At 71.3% G+C, this 21,577-nt stretch carries 21 protein-coding genes and 1 pseudogene; 13 read left to right on the top strand and 9 right to left on the bottom strand.

Features of this window, described 5'->3' with window-relative positions; all coding sequences use genetic code 11:
- The first annotated feature begins 593 nt into the window (after positions 1 to 593).
- The 3 genes from N8I87_RS42695 (at position 594) to N8I87_RS42705 (ending at position 6,189) form a co-directional block, all read left to right on the top strand.
- Positions 594 to 3,788, top strand: a complete 3,195-nt coding sequence (locus N8I87_RS42695) for a condensation domain-containing protein (RefSeq protein ID WP_263217185.1) — start codon at positions 594 to 596, stop codon at positions 3,786 to 3,788.
- Positions 3,785 to 4,639 (top strand): MbtH family NRPS accessory protein, encoded by an 855-nt coding sequence (locus tag N8I87_RS42700; RefSeq protein ID WP_263217187.1) that lies wholly within the window; start codon positions 3,785 to 3,787, stop codon positions 4,637 to 4,639. The genes N8I87_RS42695 and N8I87_RS42700 overlap by 4 nt, the downstream gene beginning before the upstream one ends.
- Positions 4,640 to 5,229: 590 nt before the next feature.
- Positions 5,230 to 6,189 carry a C1 family peptidase gene (locus N8I87_RS42705; protein ID WP_263217189.1) on the top strand — a complete coding sequence of 320 codons (960 nt, stop codon included), beginning with the start codon at positions 5,230 to 5,232 and terminating at the stop codon, positions 6,187 to 6,189.
- Positions 6,190 to 6,504: 315 nt separating this feature from the next.
- Here N8I87_RS42705 and N8I87_RS42710 read toward each other — a convergent pair whose 3' ends face one another.
- The 4 genes from N8I87_RS42710 to N8I87_RS42725 form a co-directional block, all read right to left on the bottom strand.
- A complete protein-coding gene (locus N8I87_RS42710) occupies positions 6,505 to 6,894 on the bottom strand; it encodes a hypothetical protein (RefSeq protein WP_263217191.1) in 390 nt (129 codons plus the stop codon).
- A gap of 122 nt (positions 6,895 to 7,016) precedes the next feature.
- Positions 7,017 to 7,250, bottom strand: coding sequence for a hypothetical protein (locus tag N8I87_RS42715; RefSeq protein WP_263217194.1), 234 nt, complete (start codon positions 7,248 to 7,250; stop codon positions 7,017 to 7,019).
- Positions 7,247 to 8,533 carry a helix-turn-helix domain-containing protein gene (locus N8I87_RS42720; protein WP_263217196.1) on the bottom strand — a complete coding sequence of 429 codons (1,287 nt, stop codon included), beginning with the start codon at positions 8,531 to 8,533 and terminating at the stop codon, positions 7,247 to 7,249. The genes N8I87_RS42715 and N8I87_RS42720 overlap by 4 nt, the downstream gene beginning before the upstream one ends.
- Positions 8,534 to 9,025: 492 nt before the next feature.
- Entirely contained in the window at positions 9,026 to 9,739 is a 714-nt protein-coding gene (locus N8I87_RS42725; protein ID WP_263217198.1) for a response regulator transcription factor, read from the bottom strand.
- Between the two features lie 292 nt (positions 9,740 to 10,031).
- Here N8I87_RS42725 and N8I87_RS42730 point away from each other — a divergent pair, with 292 nt between their 5' ends.
- Positions 10,032 to 10,484, top strand: a complete 453-nt coding sequence (locus N8I87_RS42730) for a DUF2871 domain-containing protein (RefSeq protein ID WP_263217200.1) — start codon at positions 10,032 to 10,034, stop codon at positions 10,482 to 10,484.
- 97 nt (positions 10,485 to 10,581) lie between these two features.
- Here N8I87_RS42730 and N8I87_RS42735 read toward each other — a convergent pair whose 3' ends face one another.
- Positions 10,582 to 11,175 carry a TetR/AcrR family transcriptional regulator gene (locus N8I87_RS42735; protein ID WP_263217201.1) on the bottom strand — a complete coding sequence of 198 codons (594 nt, stop codon included), beginning with the start codon at positions 11,173 to 11,175 and terminating at the stop codon, positions 10,582 to 10,584.
- A 162-nt stretch (positions 11,176 to 11,337) separates the two neighbouring features.
- Here N8I87_RS42735 and N8I87_RS42740 point away from each other — a divergent pair, with 162 nt between their 5' ends.
- Positions 11,338 to 12,954: a condensation domain-containing protein gene (locus N8I87_RS42740; RefSeq protein ID WP_263217202.1), complete on the top strand. Its 1,617-nt coding sequence runs from the start codon at positions 11,338 to 11,340 to the stop codon at positions 12,952 to 12,954.
- 114 nt (positions 12,955 to 13,068) lie between these two features.
- Here N8I87_RS42740 and N8I87_RS42745 read toward each other — a convergent pair whose 3' ends face one another.
- Both N8I87_RS42745 and N8I87_RS42750 read right to left on the bottom strand, forming a co-directional pair.
- Entirely contained in the window at positions 13,069 to 13,443 is a 375-nt protein-coding gene (locus N8I87_RS42745) for a hypothetical protein (RefSeq protein WP_263217203.1), read from the bottom strand.
- 117 nt (positions 13,444 to 13,560) lie between these two features.
- Positions 13,561 to 15,195, bottom strand: coding sequence for a hypothetical protein (locus N8I87_RS42750; protein WP_263217204.1), 1,635 nt, complete (start codon positions 15,193 to 15,195; stop codon positions 13,561 to 13,563).
- Between the two features lie 329 nt (positions 15,196 to 15,524).
- On the opposite strand from N8I87_RS42750, the gene N8I87_RS42755 reads away from it, so the two are divergent.
- Entirely contained in the window at positions 15,525 to 15,860 is a 336-nt protein-coding gene (locus tag N8I87_RS42755) for a hypothetical protein (RefSeq protein WP_263217205.1), read from the top strand.
- 161 nt (positions 15,861 to 16,021) lie between these two features.
- Here the strand turns inward: N8I87_RS42755 and N8I87_RS42760 are convergent, their stop codons facing one another.
- Positions 16,022 to 16,324: a hypothetical protein gene (locus N8I87_RS42760; protein ID WP_263217206.1), complete on the bottom strand. Its 303-nt coding sequence runs from the start codon at positions 16,322 to 16,324 to the stop codon at positions 16,022 to 16,024.
- Between the two features lie 210 nt (positions 16,325 to 16,534).
- On the opposite strand from N8I87_RS42760, the pseudogene N8I87_RS44690 reads away from it, so the two are divergent.
- Positions 16,535 to 16,609 (top strand): annotated as a pseudogene (locus tag N8I87_RS44690) (hypothetical protein); the annotation flags it as partial.
- 196 nt (positions 16,610 to 16,805) lie between these two features.
- Here N8I87_RS44690 and N8I87_RS42765 read toward each other — a convergent pair.
- Positions 16,806 to 17,354 carry a flavoprotein gene (locus tag N8I87_RS42765; protein WP_263217207.1) on the bottom strand — a complete coding sequence of 183 codons (549 nt, stop codon included), beginning with the start codon at positions 17,352 to 17,354 and terminating at the stop codon, positions 16,806 to 16,808.
- A gap of 117 nt (positions 17,355 to 17,471) precedes the next feature.
- On the opposite strand from N8I87_RS42765, the gene N8I87_RS42770 reads away from it, so the two are divergent.
- The 6 genes from N8I87_RS42770 (at position 17,472) to N8I87_RS42795 (ending at position 21,522) form a co-directional block, all read left to right on the top strand.
- The gene (locus tag N8I87_RS42770; protein WP_263217208.1) at positions 17,472 to 18,662 is read left to right on the top strand and encodes a helix-turn-helix domain-containing protein; all 1,191 of its coding nucleotides are present in this window, start codon (positions 17,472 to 17,474) and stop codon (positions 18,660 to 18,662) included.
- A 224-nt stretch (positions 18,663 to 18,886) separates the two neighbouring features.
- Positions 18,887 to 19,096, top strand: coding sequence for a hypothetical protein (locus N8I87_RS42775; protein WP_263217210.1), 210 nt, complete (start codon positions 18,887 to 18,889; stop codon positions 19,094 to 19,096).
- Positions 19,093 to 19,587 carry a DUF6415 family natural product biosynthesis protein gene (locus tag N8I87_RS42780; RefSeq protein WP_263217211.1) on the top strand — a complete coding sequence of 165 codons (495 nt, stop codon included), beginning with the start codon at positions 19,093 to 19,095 and terminating at the stop codon, positions 19,585 to 19,587. Before N8I87_RS42775 ends, N8I87_RS42780 begins: the two co-directional genes overlap by 4 nt.
- A 203-nt stretch (positions 19,588 to 19,790) precedes the next feature.
- Complete coding sequence (locus N8I87_RS42785) at positions 19,791 to 20,024, top strand: DUF397 domain-containing protein (protein ID WP_263217213.1); 234 nt, start codon at positions 19,791 to 19,793, stop codon at positions 20,022 to 20,024.
- Positions 20,025 to 20,090: 66 nt separating this feature from the next.
- Complete coding sequence (locus N8I87_RS42790; RefSeq protein WP_263217215.1) at positions 20,091 to 20,666, top strand: hypothetical protein; 576 nt, start codon at positions 20,091 to 20,093, stop codon at positions 20,664 to 20,666.
- The gene (locus N8I87_RS42795) at positions 20,626 to 21,522 is read left to right on the top strand and encodes a cupin domain-containing protein (protein WP_263217217.1); all 897 of its coding nucleotides are present in this window, start codon (positions 20,626 to 20,628) and stop codon (positions 21,520 to 21,522) included. The genes N8I87_RS42790 and N8I87_RS42795 overlap by 41 nt, the downstream gene beginning before the upstream one ends.
- Positions 21,523 to 21,577 lie beyond the last annotated feature (55 nt).

Genomic DNA, 21,577 nt, shown 5'->3' on the forward strand with positions numbered 1-21,577 from the left:
GTTGCCGCCTATAACACATTTCCGAAATGACGCTCACCCTTGGTTCCGAGACGTCTCGCAAGGAATTGAGGAACGAATCGCAGGAAACCTCGCCCCGAACCCGAGTTTCCCGGAGAAGGGCCAGACTACGGAGTCAAGGCCGGCGTCATCACCGCCCGCCGGGGCCGCCTCCGCTTCGAGAAGGATGACGGCTGCCACCGTGCTGGCCCCGCGGCTCGTAGAACGCGCTGGGCCGACTTGTCCCCGCCTCACACAGGGCACCGCGCCGCGTTTGTAAGCATCGTGGCGGCTGTCGCCGCACCAGCGCCGCGTCCGTCGGTGCGGCCCGGCCCGTCGGTGAAGGGGGCGCACCCGCCCCGCCTCCCTGGCAACCCCGCCCCCTCCACTTGGCACCCAACCACCCCACCCCACCTGCGACTCAAGTACCGCTCCAGCGTTCCGAGACCCAGCCTCAGGAGCCGCTTGCCAGCATCTTGGCAAGGTTTTGCCAAGCCGGAACGCCAGGCCGGAACCCAAGCCGGGAACCCAAGCCGGGAACCCAAGCCGGGAACCCAAGCCGGAACGCGCTGTCGTGTCGTAAGGAGCGAGTGCTGATGTCCATTCCCAGCCTCATCGAGTCCGTACTGACCGCCCACCCGGCCGTGTCCGCGGCAGCGGTGTCCGTGCACGGGACGGAGGGCGGCGACGAGCGGCTCGTCGCGCATGTGGTGCCCGCGGCTCCGGTGGCGGCGGCCGTCGCGGAGGACGCGCAGATCGCCGGGTGGCGGAGGATCCACGAAGCCCTGTACGCCGCCGGGCCCGAGGGTGACTTCAAGGGCTGGAACAGCAGTTACGACGCGCTGCCGATCCCGCTGGAGGACATGCGGGAGTGGCAGGAGGCCACCTTGGAGCGGGTGCGGGAGCTGCCGCGGCGCCGGGTCCTGGAGATCGGTGTGGGCAGCGGGCTGCTGATGGACCGGCTGGCCCGTGAGGAGGGCGTCGAGGAGTACTGGGCCACCGACTTCGCCGCCTCCGCCGTCGCCTCGCTCAGCGCCCGGACGCTCGCCGATCCGGTCCTCGCCGGCAAGGTCCGGGTGCGCCGGCAGGGCGCCGAGGACGTCACCGGGCTGCCCGCCGGGTACTTCGACGCGATCGTCGTCAACTCGGTGGTCCAGTACTTCCCGAGCCTGGTCCATCTGCGCACCGTGCTCGAGCGGGTGCTGCCGCTGCTCGCCCCGGGCGGGTCCGTCCTGCTGGGCGATCTGCGCAGCCTCGATCTCGCTCGTTGCCTCCACACCGGTGTGGAGCTGTCCCGGGCGGGCGCCGCCGGGGACAGCCGTGAGGCGTTGCGGCGGGCCGTCGACCGGAGGGTGGGCGGTGAGACCGAACTCCTGCTCTCCCCCGCCCTGTTCGCCGCCCTCGCCCGCGAACTGCCCGCGGTGCGCACGGTGGACGTACGCGTCAAACGGGGCAGCCACCACAATGAACTGACCCGCTACCGCTACGACGTCGTCCTGTCCACCGCCGCGCCGGCCGCCGATCTCACCGCCGCTCCCGTCGTCCGCTGGGGCCGCGAGGTCTCCTCCGTCCACGATGCCGAGGACCGTCTCAACGCCCACCGTCCCGCCGTACTGCGGCTGGCCGGGATCCCCAACCGCCGGGTGCACGACGAGTACTGCGCGATGCAGTCCCTGGACAACCCGCTGGAGAGCGTCGACCTGGCCCCCCAGGACGCGCCCGCCCCCGACCCGGAGGCGCTGTGCGCGGCAGGCGAGCACCTGGGCTACCGGGCCCTGCCGACCTGGTCCGGGGAGGGTGCCGAACTGCTCGACATCGTCTTCGTCGACCCGGACCTGGTCCCCGCGGGTCCGCTGACCGGCGTGTACGTGGCACCGGCCGCCGCCGTCGAGGAGTGCGCCAACGTGCCGGCCGCCCTCGACGGCGCCGTGGACCTGGAGGCCGTCCTGCGCGGCCATCTGCGCGAGCGGCTGCCGGAGCATGCCGTACCGGCGGCGCTCGCGACCCTGGACGCGCTGCCGCTGAACGCCGACGGCACGGTCGACCGTACGGCGCTGCCCGCCCCCGCGCCCGCCACGGACCGCTCCGGCGCCCAGCCGGGCACACCGATCCAGGAGATCGTCCGTGACCTGTTCGCCGAGGTGACCGGGGTGCCGCGGCGCGAGGTGCACGCCGACTCCGACTTCTTCCGGATCGGCGGCGACGCGGAGGCGGCGGAGCGGCTGCTGGCACGGGCCCGCGAGACGCTGGACGCCGACCCGGGCGGCCGTGCGCTGTACGACGCGCCGACACCGGCCGCCTTCGCCGCGCTGCTCGGCGACCGCCCCGCCGCCGCCACCGGTCCGGCCGAGGCGGGCGCGGACAGCGCGGTGCTGCCGCTGCGGCTGCGCGGCCCCCTCGACCAACGGGCCCTGGAGGAGGCGCTGGAGGACCTGGGGCAGCGGCACGAGGCGCTGCGCAACTCGCTGCTGGGGGCGGCCGGTACCCGTCTGCGCTCCCTGGGCGCCGACGACCACCTCCTGGACCTCGCCCTGCCCGCCGCCTCGGTCGACCTGTGGTCGCAACTGCCGCTGGCCGCCGAACTCGCCCGTGCCTACGAGGCCCGCGTCACCGGCAGCGCCCCGCACCGCTCCCCGGCCGGGCTCGACGCGGCGCCCCGCGCGATCTTCGGCGACCGGGAGCCCACCCCGCTGCCGGGCAGCGTGCCGCAGGCCGGCGCCGCCTCCTACGGCACCCTCGAGGTCGAGCTCGGCGACGAACTGCACGCACGGCTCACCCGGTTCGCGGCCGAGTACGGCAGCACCCTGTTCATGGTGGTGCACACCGCGCTAGCCACCCTGCTGGCCCGGCTCGGCGCGCCCGCCGGGATCACCGTGGCGGCGCCGGTCCCGGCCCGGGACAGCGCGGCGCTGCGCGGCGCGGTGGGCCCCTACGGGCGGGTCCTGGCGCTGTCGGTGGACACCTCGGGCGACCCGGCGTTCGGCGAGCTGCTGCGCCGGGTGCGGGAGACGGACCTCGCCGCCTACCGGGACCCCGACGCGGCACTGGCCGCGCTGCCCGGCGGGGTCGCGCTGACCATGCTGCAGGAGGCCGCCGGAGCATTCGAGGCTGCCGGGCTCACAATCCGGCCGGACGAAGCCGAACTCCCGCTTCCCGCCGCCGACCTGGGCCTGACGCTGACCGAGCGGCAGACGCCCGCGGGCGCACCGGCCGGTATCACCCTGCTGACCGCCTACCGGCACGAGACGGTCGGCGAGGCGGCCGCCGCCTCGCTCACCGGCCAGCTCACCGCCGTACTGGAGGCCGCCCTCGACGACCCGTCGGCCGCGCTGAGCCGGCTGCGGCTGGAGCCCGGCTCGGCGGAGGGCGGGGTGTGGGCGGGCGAGAGCGCCGTACTCCCGGCCGAGAGTGTGCCCGAGCTGTTCGCCTCGCAGGTGGCGCGGGCCCCCGAGGCGCTCGCGCTGCCCGGCATGAGCTACGCCGAACTCGACTCCCGTACCGACCTGTTGGCACACGCGCTGATCGCACACGGCGCGGGTCCGGGCACCTCGGTGCTGACCGCGCTGTCCTCACTGACCGGGTTCGCGGTGGCCGCGCTGGCGGTCGCCAAGGCGGGTGCCGCGCTGCTGCCGGTCGACCCGGCGCTGGACCCGGACGAGTCGGTCAGGCCGGTGGTGCTGCTGCTGGACGAGACGGCCGACCTGGTGCTGCCCGTCGTACCGGGCGCGGCCCGGCTGGTGCGTGACGACGCCGCCGACCGGCTGCCGCTACCACCGGGCGCTGGCCGGTGACCGACACCGACCGGACGCGGCCGCTGCGGGCGGACGACGCGGTGCTGCTGGTGCCCGGCGAGGACGGCACCGTGGTGATCGGCGCCGAGACGGTCGCCGCGGCGACCGTGGCCGAACCGGCCGACGCCGCCTGGCTGGTGCGCGGCTACCCGGACGGGGACGTCGCCCTGGGTCTGCTCGGCGCGCTGGCCTCCGGCGCCCGGGTGCACCTGCCGGACGGCTCGCTCGCCCAGGCGGTGCCGCACGAGGTGCTGGGCTGGCTGCGGCGGGAGGGCGCCCGGGTGGTGCTGGGCGGCGCCGACGACGCGCTGACCGCGCTGGTCGCGCTGGCCTGGTCCGAGGGGGCCGAGCTCTGCGTGAGCGGCGGCTGGGCCGAGGGCCGGTTCGTCGTCGAGCAGCTGCCCGGCGGGCCGCCCCGCCCCGCCCCCGGCTACCGCGCCTACGTCCTCGACGCCCGGCTGCGGCCGGTGGCGCCCGGTGAGACCGGTGCCCTCTACATCGCGGGCGCGGGTGTGGCCCAGGGCTATGTGGGGGATCCCGCGACGACCGGCGAGCGGTTCCTGCCGGACCCGTTCGGCGGGCCCGACGGCGACACCGCCCGGATGTGGCGGACCGGGCGGGCGGCGCGGCTGGCGGCCGACGGCATGCTCCGCGTGCTGGACCACACGGCCGAGGACGACCCCTTCGCGGACGACTTCGCCACGTTCGTCGTCCTCGCCGACGCCGACGGCCACCGGGCACTGTGGCCGGCCGCGGCTCCCGCACCGCAGGGCTGGTACGAGTCGCACCCCGAGGACCTCTACGAGCTGTGCCTCGACCACATCAACGAGCGCCTCAACGACCCCTTCTAGAAACACCGGGGCGGACCGGCCGACGCCACCGGGCAAGCGGCGAAGTTCCGGTCCGCCCGGGAGCCGGCCGCGCGGGAGCCGGCCGCCCGAACGGCAACCACCACCGGCGCGAGCCGGTCCCGAGTGCGCCTACGGGCCGGCTGCGCCAAGCCGATGGACAAAGCTGATCCCGGCGTAAGCGGTCCAGGCCGCTCCGGCGGGTCCTCACCGCCATCGACCAGGCGCGGGCCGAGTACGGTCGGCCGGCCCACAGCACTGTCCGATGCCGCACAGAGCACCAGCTGCCGGCATGAGAACGAACCTCGGCGTGACGGAACGTCACAGGCACGCTTCCGAGCGGTCGCCGGTTGTGGGGTCTTGAGGAAATTCGGCGCCGGGTTTTTGTTATCCGGCCGAGGATGCCGGGTCTCCCAAGGTGTGGGCGGCATACGGATGACGCCGCCCACCGAGGACTTCGAGGCGCTGGGACGACCACCCGGCTCCCCGAAGCCCGGTTCGCACGTGGGGCCGGACAGCAGCACATGTGTCAGGGCCCTGACATGAACAGAAAGAGAGCATCCATGAGTCGCGGTTCGCACCGGTGGAAGACCATGAGCGGCAGGTCGCGCGCGGCGATCGCGCTTGCCTCGGCAGGCGTGATCGGCGCAGTGACCGTCGGCATCTCGTCGGCGAGCACTCCGACCCCCGATCAGGACACGGCCTCCGCCAAGGCGTCGCAGGCAGCCCGGACCAAAGCTGCGAAGGTGAAGCGGTACTCCATGGGCGCCGTACCGTCCCACGAGAAGGGGCGCAAGCAGGCACTCGCCATGGACCTCCAGCCCAGGCTGGCAGCCCTCGCACCCACCACCTCGGTCGGCGGCTCCAGCACCACGGGGACTGTCGCAGCCCTGCCCGCCAGCGTCGATCTGAGCAAGTACGCGGCCAAGCCCGGCAATCAGGGCCAGGTCGGCTCCTGCGCCGCGTGGTCCGTGGACTACAGCGCCTACAGCATCCTGGAGCACGAGCAGAACATCACCGGCGGCCCCCAGGCCCCCATGTACACCTACGCCCAGATCGTCAAGGGTCAGGACCAGGGGACTTCCTTCGCCGACCATCTCGGCATCGCCATGAAGCAAGGCATCGACTCCAAGTCCCATTATTTTCAGGGGGACTTCGACTACTCCACTCAGCCCACCGCGAGCGAGATACGCAATGCCCGGAAGTGGAAGCTGTCCGGCTACACGCCGCTGCACACCGGTAGCAGGATCAAGGACGAGGTGAAAGCGGCCCTGGCCAAGGGCGAGCCCGTCGTCATCGCGATCGACGTGCACGACAGCTTCTTCGACGTCACCCCGCGGCAAGCCGCTTCCTACACCTACTACCCCACGGCAGACGATCCGTTGGCAGGCGGCCACGGGATCACCATCGTCGGCTACAACAGCAAGGGCGTGAGGATCGAGAACTCCTGGGGGGCCAACTGGGGCGACCACGGATTCATCAATGTCTCCTGGAAGTTCCTGGCCGACGAGGCCTGGGAGGCCAACGCGGTCGGCAAGCTCATCAAGCGCTGAGCTCCGATGAGCTCTGCAAGACCTACCGGCCTTGAGCCCCATCAGTCGATCGTGAGGTAACCCGCCACGATCCCGGGACGGCCCCGGCACCGCGCCCCCGAGGCATGGTGGCCGGGGTTCCCCTCAAGGCGGCGTCCCCAACGTGGGACTTGCCTTCTTGTGGAGAAGCCGGTTGGGCATTGTCGGCCTTCAAGACCACAACCGAGTCTTGGAGGCCGACGTCGCATCGGGCCCGAAGCCGGCCCCGGCGTCCCCCTGCCGCCGGGGCGGCCGTGCCCCAGCCGCCGGCACAGTAGGCCGGATTCCGGCGGCCGCTCAGGCGGTGCGCGTGAACTCCGCGTCGATCCGGGCCCGCGTGGTGGCCGGGTCGGCGACCAGGGTGGCCAGTTCCTCGTCGGTGTGGTGGCGGGTGGCGATGGCCGGGCAGCGGCGGCAGGCCGAGACACCCGCCTGGGCCCACCACTTGCAGTCGGCCCGCAGATGGCACTGCGGGACCGGGCCGAAGGCCTCGGCCGGGTAGGCGGCCACGACGCGTTCGATCAAGGTGCAGTCGGTGCCGCGCCGGTTGACGCACTCGGCGACGCAGTGCGAGGCGAACCGCAGGACGCGCCGCGGTTCGATGTCCGGCGGCACCAGCGGCAGGACCTCGGCGGCCGGAACCGGTTCGGCCAGGTAGCTCACCCGGCCGTCGGTGCCGGCGCGCACGCCGAGGACCACCGACTCGGGGGCGTACGCGGCACCGCTCGGGCACCACGCGGTCCGCGCCCCGCCGGAGCCCGCCGTCGCCGGCGTCCGGCGCGACGTCGCCGGTCACGCCCGTCGCCCCCTCAGCACGCCGGCTCGTTGGGGTCGATCCCCACTCCCCTGCCCCGGGGGAACAGTGGCGCGTCGCTGCCCGCACGCTCCAGGGCGACCGCCCGTCGCAGGCTGTGCGCCAACTGCTCCCGGGTCGTGATGCGCCGGACCGCGATCCGGTCGGCGGTGGTCTCGGCGCCGGCCGCGACGACGCCGGTGGCCGGGGCCGCCACCGCGATGCCCGCTGCCGTACGGGAGTGCCTCATGCGCGTCCCTCCGTCTGCGTGGGTACGGGGCCCCCGAGCATGGCCCCGGACGCCGCAGACGGAGTCGAGCCTCGCTGGACCTGGGACTGAGCCAGGGCCTCGGCGAGGATGCGCCAGATCTCGGCGGCGAGGTCGATGTTGGCGTCGGCCTGCGCCTGTTCGGCCAGCGCCCGCAGCCCCTGGACGCCGCCCTCGTCGCCGGACAGGATGCGCAGCTGGTGCCGCAGGATGTCGAGCCGGACCCGGTCCCGGTAGGTCATCCGCGGCTCTTCCAGGGCGAGTTCGCCGAGCAGGACGCGGGCGTCGTCGTACCGCGCGGTCAGGAACGCGAGGTCGGCCTTGAGCGCGGTCAGCTCCTGGCGCAGACCGGGCGTGCCGACGAAGGCGAGCGCCGACTCGGCGGACGTGACGCAGCGCTGGGCGGCCTCGGGGTCCGCGGGGACCTTCTGCAGGTGCAGCCGGCCGGCGGCAAGCCGGAGCCGCAGCCACAGCACCAGGTCGTCGGTGCTGCTGAACCGCTCCAGGGCCTGCTCGAGGTAGGCCTGCGCGGCGGGATAGTCGCCCTGCCGGACGCGGACGGCGGCCGTGGTCCACATCGCCTCCGCCCACAGGGTGTCCGAGCGGCCCTCGACCAGCGCGGTCAGTTCGTCGGCGTGCGCCCGGGCGTCCGGCATGCGGCCGGCCTCGGCCGCCACGGACACCAGGGCGAGCAGGACGGCGGAGCGGTCCTCCACGCCCAGGTCGGAGTCCCGGGCGAGGTGGTGGGCGGTGATGCAGGCGTCGAGGGCGGCGGGGATCTCGCCCAGGGAGCGCAGACAGCGGGCGAGCCGGGTCAGTCCGCGCACCCGCAGCTCGGCGAGCCCCACCTCGTCGCCGAGCCGGACCAGGTCCTCCAGGTACTCCCGCTCCCCCTCGTGGTCGCCCTGCACCCGCCGTTGCTGGGCCAGTTGCCACAGTGCCTGCCAGCGCAGTACGGGCGTCTCGTGGCCCTCGGCGGCCAGGGCCTCGCGCAGGGTCTCCAGGGCGTCGCCGGATCCGGTGGAGGCGGCAAGGGTCAGCGCGTGCGCCAGGGAACCGCCCGCGGGCTCCTCGAAGTCGGCCGGTTCCAGGCCGAGTCGTTCGGCGAGGTAGGCGACGGCGCGCTCGGTGGGCTGGCGGGCGCCCGACTCCAGCCGCGAGAGATAGCCCGTGGACATGCCGTCGCCGGCGAGCCCGGTCTGGGAGAGTCCCTGGGCCATGCGCAGCTTCCTCAGACGGCGGCCGAACGCGGGCTGTCGGAGCATGTGACCATTCCCTCGGTGGACACGCGGACGACGGCGGCCGCGGACGGATGGGGCAAGGGCGGGAACGTCAACGGTAGGGGCCCTGGCAACAGCCGGGCAAACCCTTGCCACGGTCCGTGCCCTGCGTCTCTTGCGTTTCTCACGCCCGTCTCGCGCGGCTCTCGTACGGCTCTCTTGCGGACCTCGTACGGCTCTCTTGCGGACCTCCGGCGACTCTCGATCCGGTCCGGGCAGGATGTCGAGCAGCACGGCCGTGTCCTGGTCGTTCGTGCCTGGACCGTGCCACCACCGTCCCCGTCGTCCCGGCAGCCCCGCCCATCGTCCTCGTCGTCCTCGTCGTCCTCGTCGTCCTCGTCGTCCTCGTCGTCCTCGTCGTCCCGTCCAGGAGTGGCCCATGAAGCCTGAGGTTGCGCGTGACGGCGACATCGGGTGGCCCACGCTGAACGGTGGCAACGCGCACACGGCCAGGAGGGTCCGGGGGGAGCCGTACGGTCAGACCGGGCGCCGTACCCCGGTCTCGAAGGCGTAGATGGCCGCGTGCACACGATTGGGCAGCCGCAGTTTGTGCAGCATGTTCTGCACATGGGACTTGACCGTGTGCTCGGAGAGGGTGAGCGACCGGGCGATCTCGCCGTTGGACAGTCCGCGGGCCAGCAGTTCGAGCACCTCGCACTCGCGCTGGGTCAGCTCCTCGGGGCTGATGCTGGAGACGCGGGCGCGGGGGCGCGAGCGGCCTCCCTCCGCGGGGACCAGGGTGTAGCCGGCCGCGGCCAGCACGACCGCGGCGGCGAGCTGACGCGACGTCGTCGTGCCGGGCAGGTGTCCGTGCACCGGGCCGCGGTCCTCGTCCTCGCCGCCGACGACGAGCACCGGCAGTCCGTCCGGCGCGTCCTGCGCGAGCCGGGCCCGCTGTTCGACGGTCAGCGGGCCGTGTACGACGAGGACCTGCGGGCGCAGTGAGCGCAGCGTGAGGCCCAGCTGGGGTCCGGGCGCGCTCTCACCGGTGACGGTGATGCCGGGGTGTCCCTCCAGCAGGGTGCGGATGCCGGTGCGGGCCAGCGGGTCGGCGCCCACGATGTGCACCCGTACCGGGCGTGCCGCCTCGACGGCGGGGGCGGGGGCCGGTCCCGGTTCCTGGGGTACCGGAAGCGGGGCGGGCTCACCGAGCGGGGGCAGGACGTGCAAAGTGGCGTGCCGTTCGTCCATGGCTGCCTCCTCCCCCAGGGCATGCGTCACGGTAGACGCGTGACAGGGGTACGTCCCATCCGCTCAAGTGGGTTCCGATCCGGCCCCGATCGCGTCTCGCGTGTGGCCTGTCGATCGCGTCTCGTGTGTGTCCTGCCGAACGGGTCCGCCGGACCGCCGGACCGCTACAGGATCGATCGAGAACCGCATGACGGGTGGTGGAAGTGGTTCACGTGGTTGGCCGATGGGCAGTCACCGGATGCTTGAATGACGGCAGTCGGCACGCCTTACGACCCAAGGAGCGAGCGCCGCGATGCGGAAGTCGTACTACGCAGCACACGTCTACATGATCGTGGGAGTGATTTCCGGGCTGTTCTACCGGGAATTCACCAAGGCCAACGACTTCACCGGGGACACCCAGCTGGCCGTGGTGCACACCCACCTGCTCGCGCTCGGCATGTTGGGGTTCATGATCATCCTGGCCCTGGACAAGCAGTTCCAGCTGTCCGGGACGCGGTTGTTCAACGCCTTCTTCTGGTTCTACAACGTGGGCATCGCCATCACCACGATCATGATGACCGTGCACGGGTGCCTGACCGTGCTCGGCGACCACGTTCCGGAGGCCGTGCCGCTGACCGCGGGGCTCGGGCACATCCTACTCACCGTCGGGCTGGTCCTGCTGTTCGTGCTGCTGGGCAAGCGGCTGAACGAGTCGGTGGCGAAGCCGCCGTCCGAGGAGCCCGAGCCGACCAAGACCTCGGTCTGACAAGACCTCGGTCTGAGACGAAGGGCTTTACCCGCCGTTCGGCTCTGAACGGACCTGCACGGCCACCGACTTCAGGCGAGCTGCCCGCCCGTCGAGTTCAGGCGAATTGCGTGGCGGGCCCGGTCAGCACCTCGGCCAGGACTGCCATCCGCTCGGGCGTGGCCTCCGGGCCGAGCCGGCCGCCGTGGGTGAGCGTGGCCAGGCCGTGCCAGGCGCTCCAGACGACCTCCGCCAGGACGCGGGGGTCGCGGTCGCCCGCGAGGGGCCGGACCGCCTCCTCGATCTCGCCCAGGACCTCCAGCAGCGGCTGCGGGGTCGGTTCGCCGCCCGGGGGTGCGGTGCCCGCCTCGAGCACCAGCATGGCCTGGTAGAGGACCGGTCCCCGGGCGGCGAAGTCGGCGTAGGCGCGGGCGACCGCGCGCAGCGCCCCGTGCGGGTCGGCCACGCCGAGGCGGGCGGCGCGCAGTGCCGCGGCGAGTTCGGCGAGCCCTTCTTGCGCCACCGCGTAAATGATGGCGTCCTTGTTCTTGAAGTGCTGGTAGAGCACGGGCTGGCTGTATTCGATGCGGTCCGCGAGGCGCCGTGTGGTGACGTTGTCCCAGCCCTCCGTCTCGGCCATCTCGCGAGCCGTGGCGAGGATGAGCCGGTGCCGTTGGGCCTGCTCGCGAAGGCGGCGCTCTCGGGGGGTCATGACCCCACGTTAGCATTTCGGTGAAATTCTAGCTAGCGATGATAGGGTCCCTGCTTTTGGCAAGTTCCGTGCGTTCGGCGGGCTTTCTGCACGGATGCTCGAGCGGTCTTCGAGGTGCGGTCGGCACGATCGCGGCAAGACCGCCACAGAGAGGGCCATCCGATGCCGATGCGGACTTCCCTGGAGGCACTGCTCGACCTGGCCGCCGACGTGATGGGTCACGACCCGCGCACCCTGCCGGCCGAGGCCGCCGGCTCGCCCTTCATCACGCTGGGCGGCACCCTCGAGCAGGCGATGCGACTGCAGGCGCGCGCCGAGGAACAGCTGCGCTTCTCCCTGGACCTGGCGCTGTTGCTGGGCCCCGCCCCGCTCGCCGAGGTACTGGCCCTGGCGGTGCCGGCAGCGGTCGTCTCACCCGAGCGGCGACCGGAGCCGTGGCAGGGTCCGGTGCTGCCGCAGCAGCGCACGGCCCTCGCGCCGGTCCGGCCGGCGCGCGCGGCGTACCGCGTACTCAGCGCGGAGCTTTTCGGGCCGGTCAGACCGGCGGCGCTGCGTACGGCGCTGGACGCGCTCGGCGCCCGGCACGAGGGACTGCGGACCGTGTTCACGCCGTCCGCCACGGGTCCGGTGCGCCGGGTGCTCGCCGACTGTCCGATACCGCTGGTCACGCTGGAGCGAGTGGTGCCCCACCCGGGGCAGGACGCGGTGGCCGCCGTACACACGCGCCTCGCGGCGGACGTACAAGACCTGGTGGGCCGTCCGGGCCACCCCCCACTGGCATTCGTCCTGACCCCGCTCGGGTCCGGCCGTCGGCTGCTGTCCTTCCTGCACCACGAGGCCGTGGCGGACGCCTGGTCCGCGGCGCTGGTCTGGCAGGAACTGCTGGACGACTACGGGCGTGCCTGTGCCGGCCGCTCACCGGCCCGTACGGTCGCGCCAGGACCGGACCCGGTGGCCCGGCGCGCGGAGTCACTGCGCCGCTCGGGAGCGCTACGGGCCCTGACGACCGAGCGCGCCGCACAACTGCGCGACGTACCGGCGACGACGACACCGACGACCGCCGGACGTCCGGAGGCCTTCGACTTCCGTGGTGAACGGTTGTCGTTCGGGATCGACGAGGACCTGCGCGACGCGGTGGACGCGACCGCCCGGCGGGCCGGTGTGCCGCACAGCACCGTCGTACTGGCCGCCTGGGTGCTGACCCTGGGCCGGCGGGCCCGTGTCGACCGGCTGCTGGTCGGCACGGAGATGCCGCTGCGGCCCACGGCCGCGCTGCTGCGCACCGTGGCGCCCTGCACGGCGACCCTGCCGGTGCGCTGCGAGGTGGAACCCACGACCGACTACTTCCTGCGGGGCCTGGCCTGCGCCTTCAGCGAGGCGCTCGCCTACGCCGAGGTCGACGCCGCCTGGCTGACTCGCGAACTCGGGCTGCCCGAGGCCCCGTCCCGGCCGGCCGCGCCGACCCGGGTGACCTTCGCGGCCCACGACGAGCTGCTGCCCACCAGCGTGCGGGCCGGCGGTCTGACCGCCCGCTTCCACCACGGCCACCTGGGCGGCGCCACCGCCGACGCGGCCCTGACGGTACTTCGGTGGCGCGAACGCCCGTTGCTGGCCCTGGACTTCGCCACCTCGGCCCTGCACCGCTCCGACGCCGTCCGCCTCGCGGCCGAACTCCGCACCACCCTGCGCGCCCTGGCCCACTCCCACCCGTGGACCCCGGTCGACGACCTCCTGCCGCGCGCGGCGGTGAGGGGGGCGCGGGCGGCGGTGGTGGGGTAGCCGGCGTCGCCGGGTGCCGCGAACGGGGTCCGGGCACATGTGCGTCCGCCCTGCTTCTCGCCTACCGGGCCCAGTTGCAACTCAACCGCAGCAGCCCCGTGAGCCGGGCTCGCGTCAGTCGTCGTAATCGTCCGCGCCCGTGTCGTCCAGTCGCTGGTCGAGGTCATTCACCCAGTGTTGGGCCCAGATTCTGAGGGCCGCTGTCTCTTCCGGGGTCAGGCCATAGACGGCGAATTCATCGTCGTCGATCCAGTCGACACCGCCGAGGCGCTCGCGCAGGTCCTGGAGGCGGAATTCCCCGCGGCCATGTCGCTCGCCGAGCCTCTCGAGATCTCGGAGGGTTCGGGTAGCGGCTGCGGCGTGGACGTCGATGAGGTCTCTGGCCGCGCCGCGATCGGCCAGAGCCCGTCTCCACACCGCCGGCCACACCGTCCGCCTGGGCAACCTGCAACGCGTCATCCCCGCGTTCACCCGCGTCTGCCAGGCCATCCTGAGGTTCCCCCGCTGCGCGGGAGTGGCTGACCAGCTGGTCAGGGCGGTTCATGACACCACCGTGCCGCTGCCTTTGCTGCCGTCGGAGCGCCGCAGGTCCAGGGTTTCGGTGAGCTACTTCCCCGGCTGGGTGAACGTGAGGATTCTCGGTGTCAGCAGTTCGGAGGAGTCCGGCCCGCGTTCGGTCCCCGGCTTGATGTAGTCACGCAGCGAGGCCATGAACATGCCGTGCAGGGCGGGGTCGCCTTCCGCGGAGGTGTTCAGGTGTGACGGCAGCATCTGAGTGGTGATCTCGGTGCAGTTCTTCGGCCAGCCGGGCAGGCCCCGGAGCACTGCGCAGTCCCGGGTGAAGTAGTGCACGAAGAATTTGCCGCTGTTCTTGACCGTGTTCGCATAGCCGTCTGCGGAACCTTTGAGGGTGGTGTCCAGAACGTTCGCCACGCCCGCCAGCAACGAGGCGTCGTTGACGGACAGGGCGGTGTAAGTCGCGTTGCCAGTTTCGGTGGCGAGGGTGTCGACCACCGCGTAGACCTGTCCGGAATCAAGCGGGAGCGGTGGTGCGAAGAAGTAGGCCGCGTCCTGCTGGTCGCCCAGGCAGTTCATGTTGATCTCGCGGCAGTACGGCCCAATCCACCCGTAGTCCCGCACCAGGTTGGGGATCAGGGAAGATGCTGACGGCGGCTGCGTGCAGTCGCTGGTCTGCAGGTGCGCCGTACTGCTGACACGGTCGCACACCGCACTGACCAGATTCCCCAGGTCACCGGCCAGGTGGGCCTCGCTGTTCGCCGTTCGCTTCTCGAAGCTCAGCGATCCGTAGCGCTGTACGGGTCCCAGGGAGTCGGGGGCACGTACGCGCAGCACCGTCAGCGGAGGATTCTTTCGCCACTTGTCCGCAGCCTGCTCCTGGCCGGGGTCGGGGACGGCGTACCGGAACGCGGTGAAGAAGTCGATGGCGTCCTTGCCCATGCCGAGCGGCCCGATCGAGCCGAGGTTGTCGCGGGCGGGAATCTGCTCGGTGAAGATGTCCTCGCCGGGAACGCCCTGGGCCTGCAGGGTCCGGCGTACGGCGCGGTCGGTGGTGGCGCTGGGGGTGATGATGAAGTACCGGTTCTTCTCGAAGGAGTAGCCGGATTGCCGTTCCATGACGACGTTGTTGACGGTGTCCCCGAGTGCGGACGTGCTCTGGACCCGCCCCGACCGCCGGCCGTCGGGTGGGATCGTGTCGAACAGGTACTGCATGGGGACAGGCCGATCGGCCGTGCGCTCCCATTTGAGGTAGTCACTGGTCTTCCACTGCCCGCGCTGGCTGGATTCCCATGTCTGCAGCCCCATGTAGCGGCCCGGGGGTGGCATCTTCCCGTAGAGCACGATCGCGTCTCGCGGATCGAGCCGGTAGGCCGTCGTGTAGCCGGGCCTCGTCCGGCCGAACGCGTTCACCATGGCGGGATCCACGTACTCGTTCGGCCAGGTTTTCACGACGGGCACCACGTATGGGGCCGCGGGGTTGTTCAGGAGGCAGTTCTTCAGCAGTGGGTAGGTGGCGTCCTTGCAGTCCTGCTGGGTATACAGCCTCGCGTATCCCGGATTGACCTGAAACCCACTCTCTTGCAGGTCGGCGACCAGCCCCGTGGTGATCGCATCACCGGCCGTGCCTTCCCCCGCGCCGGCCTGGTGCTGACCACACCCGGATACGGCGAGCAGCATCAGGCACGTCAGCGAGTACCAGACTCTCGGCGCGACGCGGCCCATGGTCATCCCTCCTGGCCAATTCGATGCCTTGGGGTGCTGCGCAGCCAGGTCGTACCGTGGTTCCGCATACCCTGACCCCCATATCGAGGACTCTCAGTAGAACGAGTGTCACCATGAGTACGCGCGCGGGGCCACCGGACTGAGGCAGCCGGGCGAGCTTCCGCCGTCGGCGGCTGCCGCCACAGCGCCGTGCCACAGTGCCATCCATCCGGCTCGCCGACGCCCTGGTGAGCATCCGCGGCTGCGAGAGGCCACAGGGTTCGTCACCCGATGGCTTCGCGGGGGACAATGAAGATCTTCCACCCGAAGTCGCAGGTCACGGGTCTGGTGTGAGCGTCGGGTGGGATGCTCCAGCGACCTTCGCGGCCCACGACGAGCTGCTGCCCACGAGCGTGCGGGCCGGCGGCCTGACCGCCCGCTTCCACCACGGCCACCTGGGCGGCGCCACCGCCGACGCGGCCCTGACGGTGCTGCGCTGGCGCGAACGCCCGCTGCTGGCCCTGGACTTCGCCACCTCGGCACTGCACCACTCCGACGCCGTCCGCCTCGCGGCGGAACTCCGCACCACCCTCCGCGCCCTGGCCCACTCCCACCCCTGCACCCCGGTCGACGACCTCCTGCCGCGGACTGCGGTGAGGGGGGCGCGGACGGCGACGGTGGGGTAGCCGCCGACGCCGGGTGCAGCGAACGCGGTCCGGGCACATGTGCGTCCGGTACCCGGTGCGGCGATCTGCCTGAATTCTCGGCAATCCTCAGCAGGTCGCTGTAGCGGGGTCGGCCTCGCCGCACCCGATGGTTGCCCGAGCTCCCGGCGTCCCGGCGGACCTCACCAGAGTTTGTCGATCTCCCCGGGATACAGCTCGATCCGGCTGTCGCGGAACAGCCCCTCTGCCCGGCGGGCCTCGGGTGAGAAGAAGGCGGCCATGGTCACCTTGTCGAAGCCGGGACGGTCGCTGGAGAACGGGGACTCGGGTGGGCCGCCGATCAGCACCGCTCCGGGGAGGACCGCCCAGCCCGCGCTCTCGTAGAACGCCCGGAGCGGGCTGTCGCAGCTGAACAGCCCGAGGCCCGGCTTGCGGTCGGTACGTCCTGTGGGCCCAGGATGACCGCCGGTTCGACCGGGACGCACCCGCTTCCCGCCTCGCGGGCGTGGTCGAAGTAGCCAGCCGCGGTCGAGCCGGGCCGCACCCGCGGCATACGGCTCGCCTGCTGGCAGCACGCTGCGGTCAGTCCAAGGGGACCGTGGCGAACGTCTCCCAGTCGTACATCCGGCGGTCGCGGTGCAGCACGATCAGCTCCGCGCTGGGAGAGCATTCTCACCGCCATACGCTGGCGCAGCATGGACCAGGGCGAGGCCCCGAGCATTGCGCAGACAGCTCGGGAGATGGGGATGTGCAGCGGTGCGTCCGTGCACTACCAGCAGGGGGAACTGGTAGCGAAGGGCGTCATCGTCCGCGAGCCCGGCCGCCCGCGCAGCGTGCACCTCGCCTGGCCCGGGCTGCCTCAGAGGGGGTGGGGCGCGCCCGCTCGCGAGGCATGGCGTTGCAGCGGTGCCCCAGCCATTGATCACCGGACGGCTGGGGCACCGAGTCATTCCGCCGGTGGCTGCCTCACGCCCGGTCGTTCAGTTCCTGCGCCGCGTCGAGGACCAGATGCCACGGATACTCTTTCGGCCTGCCCTGACCCGGCTGGTTCGGGACGAAGCCGCCCTCTCCGTACAGGACGCGTACGCCCATGGCGCGCAGTTCGGCGACGCTCCGCTCGAACTGCCGGTGTTGCACGTACGCCGCGTTCACGCACGGCATGGCCACGGTCGGGATGTTCTTGCCGATGCCCTCGGCGACGACGCCCACCACGAAGTCGTGCGTGAGGCCGAGCCCCCACTCGTTGATCGTGTTGAAGGTCGCTGGCGCGACCGCGATCACGTCCGCCTTCGGCCAGACGTCCGGCTCGCCGGGCATCTTGTACTCACTGCGCACGGGATGGCCGGTCAGTCCCTCCAGCTCAGCCAGCTGCGGCGCCAGCCAGCGCGCGGCGGTCGGGGTGAGCCCGAGGCACACGTCGAATCCGCGGGCCTGCGCGTCCTGGATCACGTTTGCAACATCGAAGACGGGCGGGGCTGCGGAGCCGAACAGGTAGAGCACACCGGAAGTCGTCATGGGCCAATCCGACCACACGCAACCGCCCCCGCTCACAGGGGAGTCGGGGGCGGAAGGGTGCACCTATGCCACCGGGCGCAGGTACTGTTCAAGTGCGTGCTCAGAACGGAGACCAGTATGCCCGCACTGGACGGCGAACACACGGGCGCACGTATCAAGGAGCAGCGCAGACTGGCCAGGCTCACGCAGCGCCATATGGCCGATCTGCTGCCCTACTCGTACAGCTACCTCAACCAGGTGGAGTGCGGCGCTCGCCCGGCGACAGCCGCCTTCGTGGCCGCGTGCGCCAAGGTCCTCAATGTCGATGTGACCGTGTTGACGGGGCAGCCGTACGTGACCGAATTGCAGCGAGATCGGCTCGTCGAGCTGGTGCGACCCATCCGTGAATCACTCGACCTGTACGACCTGGGCCCTAACCCGGATCTGACCGTACGGCTGGCAGACCAGCTCATCGCCGGAGCCGACCAATTGTGCGAGGATGTCCGCGCCACACATCTGCGGAACGCAGCCCGAAAGCTGCCTGGCCTCATCGCCGAACTCACGCACACCGCCTGGTCAACACCGTCAACCGAGCTATGGCAGGCGCTCGCCTCGGCCTACCGCACCGCACACGACATCAGTGTGAAGCTTGGCTACTACGACCTGTCCGCGGTCGCCCTGGACCGGATGGACTGGGCGGCGCAGCGTGCCTCCGACCCGTGCCTGGCGGCGGTGCGGCAGTACATGCGGGCCCTGGTGTACTTCCGTGAGGGCGAGTACCAGATCGGGCAGCGGCTCGTCGCGTCCGGGCACAGCGTAGTCGGCCAGGCCGACGACACACGGGAGGCCATGGCCGTGGCCGGGCAGTTGCATCTCGGCGCATCTGTCATCTCCGCACGCGCGGAGGACGCGACCGCAGTGAACAACCACATCGCCGAGGCCCGCCGAATCGCGAAGCGGATCGGTGACGCCTCCGAGGTGCACTGGCTCAGCTTCGGCCCGACCAACGTGGACCTGCACGAGATGTCCGCTGCCGTGGAGATGCACCAGTACGACGACGCGCTGAAGAAGGCCCGGAAGATCAGCAAGAAGCTGACGCCGAAGCTCGCAACGTCTCGCCGCGCCCACTTCCTGATCGACCAGGCCCGCACCGAGATGGAGTCCGGGCACACCGAGGATGCGCTGAAGTCACTGGTCGTAGCGCGGCGTATGGCCCCCGAACAGACCCGGTATCACCCGGCGGCCCGTGAGACCATCACCGGTCTCATTCACCTGTCTCGGCGGACTCCCGGCGCCCTGAACCACATGGCCGCCTGGATCGGCCTGTAGGTCACGCTCACAAAACTGTGAGCGTTGTGCCGCTCTCGGAGCGTCACGCTGTTCTCACGCCTGGTCAACGACGACGCGGGAGCAGCGCGATGGCACATGGTCGGAACGTTCCGAACGGCGCAGACCTGTGTTCCCTCGCGGCCCTGCGGCCGTTGGCGCAAGGCGCGCCCCGGCAGTCGCGCGAACGACTCCGGGGCCGACCAACGCTGCTTAGGAGCGCCGACATGCAGAACGCTACAGCCCCGGACCCAGGCCGCCCACCCGGCCCGAAGATGACGATCAGGGTCTACACAGTCACCCATGAGGGCGTCGTGACCGAGCCTCGCGCCCCTGTGAGCGTGCCGCACGACTACGTGCCACCCCCCGAGGGACTCGGCACCCAGCTGCCGCCCTGCGACTGCCCTCAGCACGCCAAGGCGGGTACGGCGCGATGACCGCCATCCGCCCTCAGGCAGAGAAGGCGCCGCTGGACACGGTGACGATGCGCGGTACGGCGCACGACTTCATTCGCGCCGGGGATGTGCTCCTTCGCCACGGGGAGCTGAAACAGCACAGCACCGATTTCAGCCAGAACCTGTGGCAGCTGATCGACCAGATCGGACGGCTCGCCGCTCCGCAGCCGCAAGAGGTGGTCGCGATCGTGGCCATGGCCGCAGCCGCCGAGGCACAGCGTCGACTCGACCTGATCGAGCGTCCCGGGCTGCAGGGCGAACACGAGCGCGTGAAGAAGCTCGCCTGCTCCGTGCTCGCACTGTGCGACCACTACGAGACGCTGTCGGGGACCACGATGTGCCTGGTCTGCGACAAGCCGATCGCGGCCGGCGAAGAGACCGTCCTGTACGACCAGTTGAGCCCGTCCGGCGGCGCCATCAGATCCGGGCACATTCATGCCGCGTGCGTCAACCGCGCGCGCCGCAGCCGCTGACCGGCGTCACCTGCCCCGGTGACCAGGGGCCCAAGGCGGCCGCTTCGGGTCAGGGCCGCACTCTCAGCGCCCCTCCCGCTGGAGCAACGGAATTCTCCGACGGCAGGGGTTCCACGAGCCTGTCCCGGCCACGGGCGGTCGGAACGGGTGCACAACCGGGCGGAGACCACTTCTCCGACTACGGATGAATCCGGAGGTTGGCTATGAATCTGTACGAGATGCACGCGGCTGCAGACACCCCGGCCAGGACGTGGTGCGGCGGGAATCTGGGCGGCGACAACGAGACCTGTGTCACCACCACTCCACTGGCTGAAGCGGACGCGTTCATCGTCGGCGACTCCAAGCCGGAGGGCGCCGGTCGCGAGCTGCGCATGACCGGTGCGGAGCTCGACAGCTTCGCCCTCCGGTGGGCTCGTGACCGGGGCCTGAAGCTCTAGCCTGACCGCCCGCCATACGCAGACCGCAGGCCGCCCCACGGGGCGGCCCGTCCTGGAAGGACACTCATGACCACCATCGCACCCGAACACCCGAGGCTGACCAGCCAGAACTGGGCTGGTCACTGGCACGGCTTCGGCCCTTGGGTCGGCCCGCCGGAGCACTACGCGAAAGAGGGCAGCAAACGCCCACCTCACCCCGTGCAGCCGGGGCCCGACAGCGACCACGCCAACCGCTACCGCGAGGCCGCCGGCGAGTTCGCCAGCGGCAACCTGCCGCCTCTGATGACCGGTCACTGGCTGATGAAACGCGGGCAGGCCGAGGCCTCCCGCACCTGGACGGACGTCACCGACGCCGTGGCGTGGCTTCGGGGGCACTACACCAGGAACCTTCCCTTCGAGCGGTCCGACGGCTTGCAGGCCTACGCCGAGTTGGACGTCAAAGTCGCCTATGTCTACGACGTCCTCCCCCGCGGAGTCGACGTCACCTGGGTTCACTACACCGAGTCGCGCAGCCTCTTCTCGGCTGCCGTCGTGTGCTGCCCGAACCTCTTCCACCCGGACACGCCGTGCCCGCTGAAAGCCTCATCGATGAGGAGCCCCGATGTCGCTCGGTCTGCTGTTGCCCCCGGATGGGGCAGCTGACCTCCTGGCCGACTGGCCCGACGCGCCGCGCGTCTACGAGCGCGGCACCACGGAGATCGACCACATCGCCGACTGCCACCTGGACGAGTGGATCGACACCGGGTGCGTGCCCGCCTCCGAGGTCGCCGTCCTGAGGGCTGGCCCGGCGCTCAACCCGGGCGCCTTCAAGACGAACGGGCGCCTCGACCCGGCCAAGCTCCGCCGTCTCCACACCGCCGGCCACACCATCCGCCTGGGCAACCTGCAACGCGTCATCCCCGCGTTCACCCGCGTCTGCCAGGCCATCCAGAAGGAGACCAGATACAGCAACTACGTGCACGCCTTCCTCACCCCCGCCGGTGAACAAGGACTGCTGCACCACTGGGATCAGCAGATGGCAGTCATCGTGCAGGTCGCGGGCGTCAAGACGTGGCAGCTGTGGAAGCCGGTGTACGACGCTCCTATGCGGGAGTACCAGGAGTCGTGGCGAGTCTGGCAGGACCACTTCATCCCGATGTGGGAGAGCACCGGACCGGACCTGACGATCGACCTGGCAGCCGGGCAGACACTCGTGCTGCCGCGAGGCTGGGTGCACAACCCGCACGCCCGGGACAGCACCGCGGACAGCATCCACCTGACCTTCGCCATCAGGGAACGCACCCCCTTCTGGGCTCCCGAGCAGCTCGTTGCGCGGGCGATCGAACGGCCTGAATTCCGCCGGATCATCCTGCCCCGAGAGCTGGAGGGGCCGATATTCACCGACCGCCTGGGCGAGACCAGGAAAGCACTCATCGGATTCCTGAACAGCCTGGACCTGGCGGAAATGGCCGGACTGCTGCGTGAGACGGCCGTGACCGACCTGGAGTACACGACCTGACGGTCCCCCAAGCGGCCCCGTCTGTCCGCTTCCCCCGTGGCGGATGGACGGGGCC

The sequence above is a fragment of the Streptomyces sp. HUAS 15-9 genome (assembly GCF_025642155.1).
Classification (GTDB): domain Bacteria; phylum Actinomycetota; class Actinomycetes; order Streptomycetales; family Streptomycetaceae; genus Streptomyces.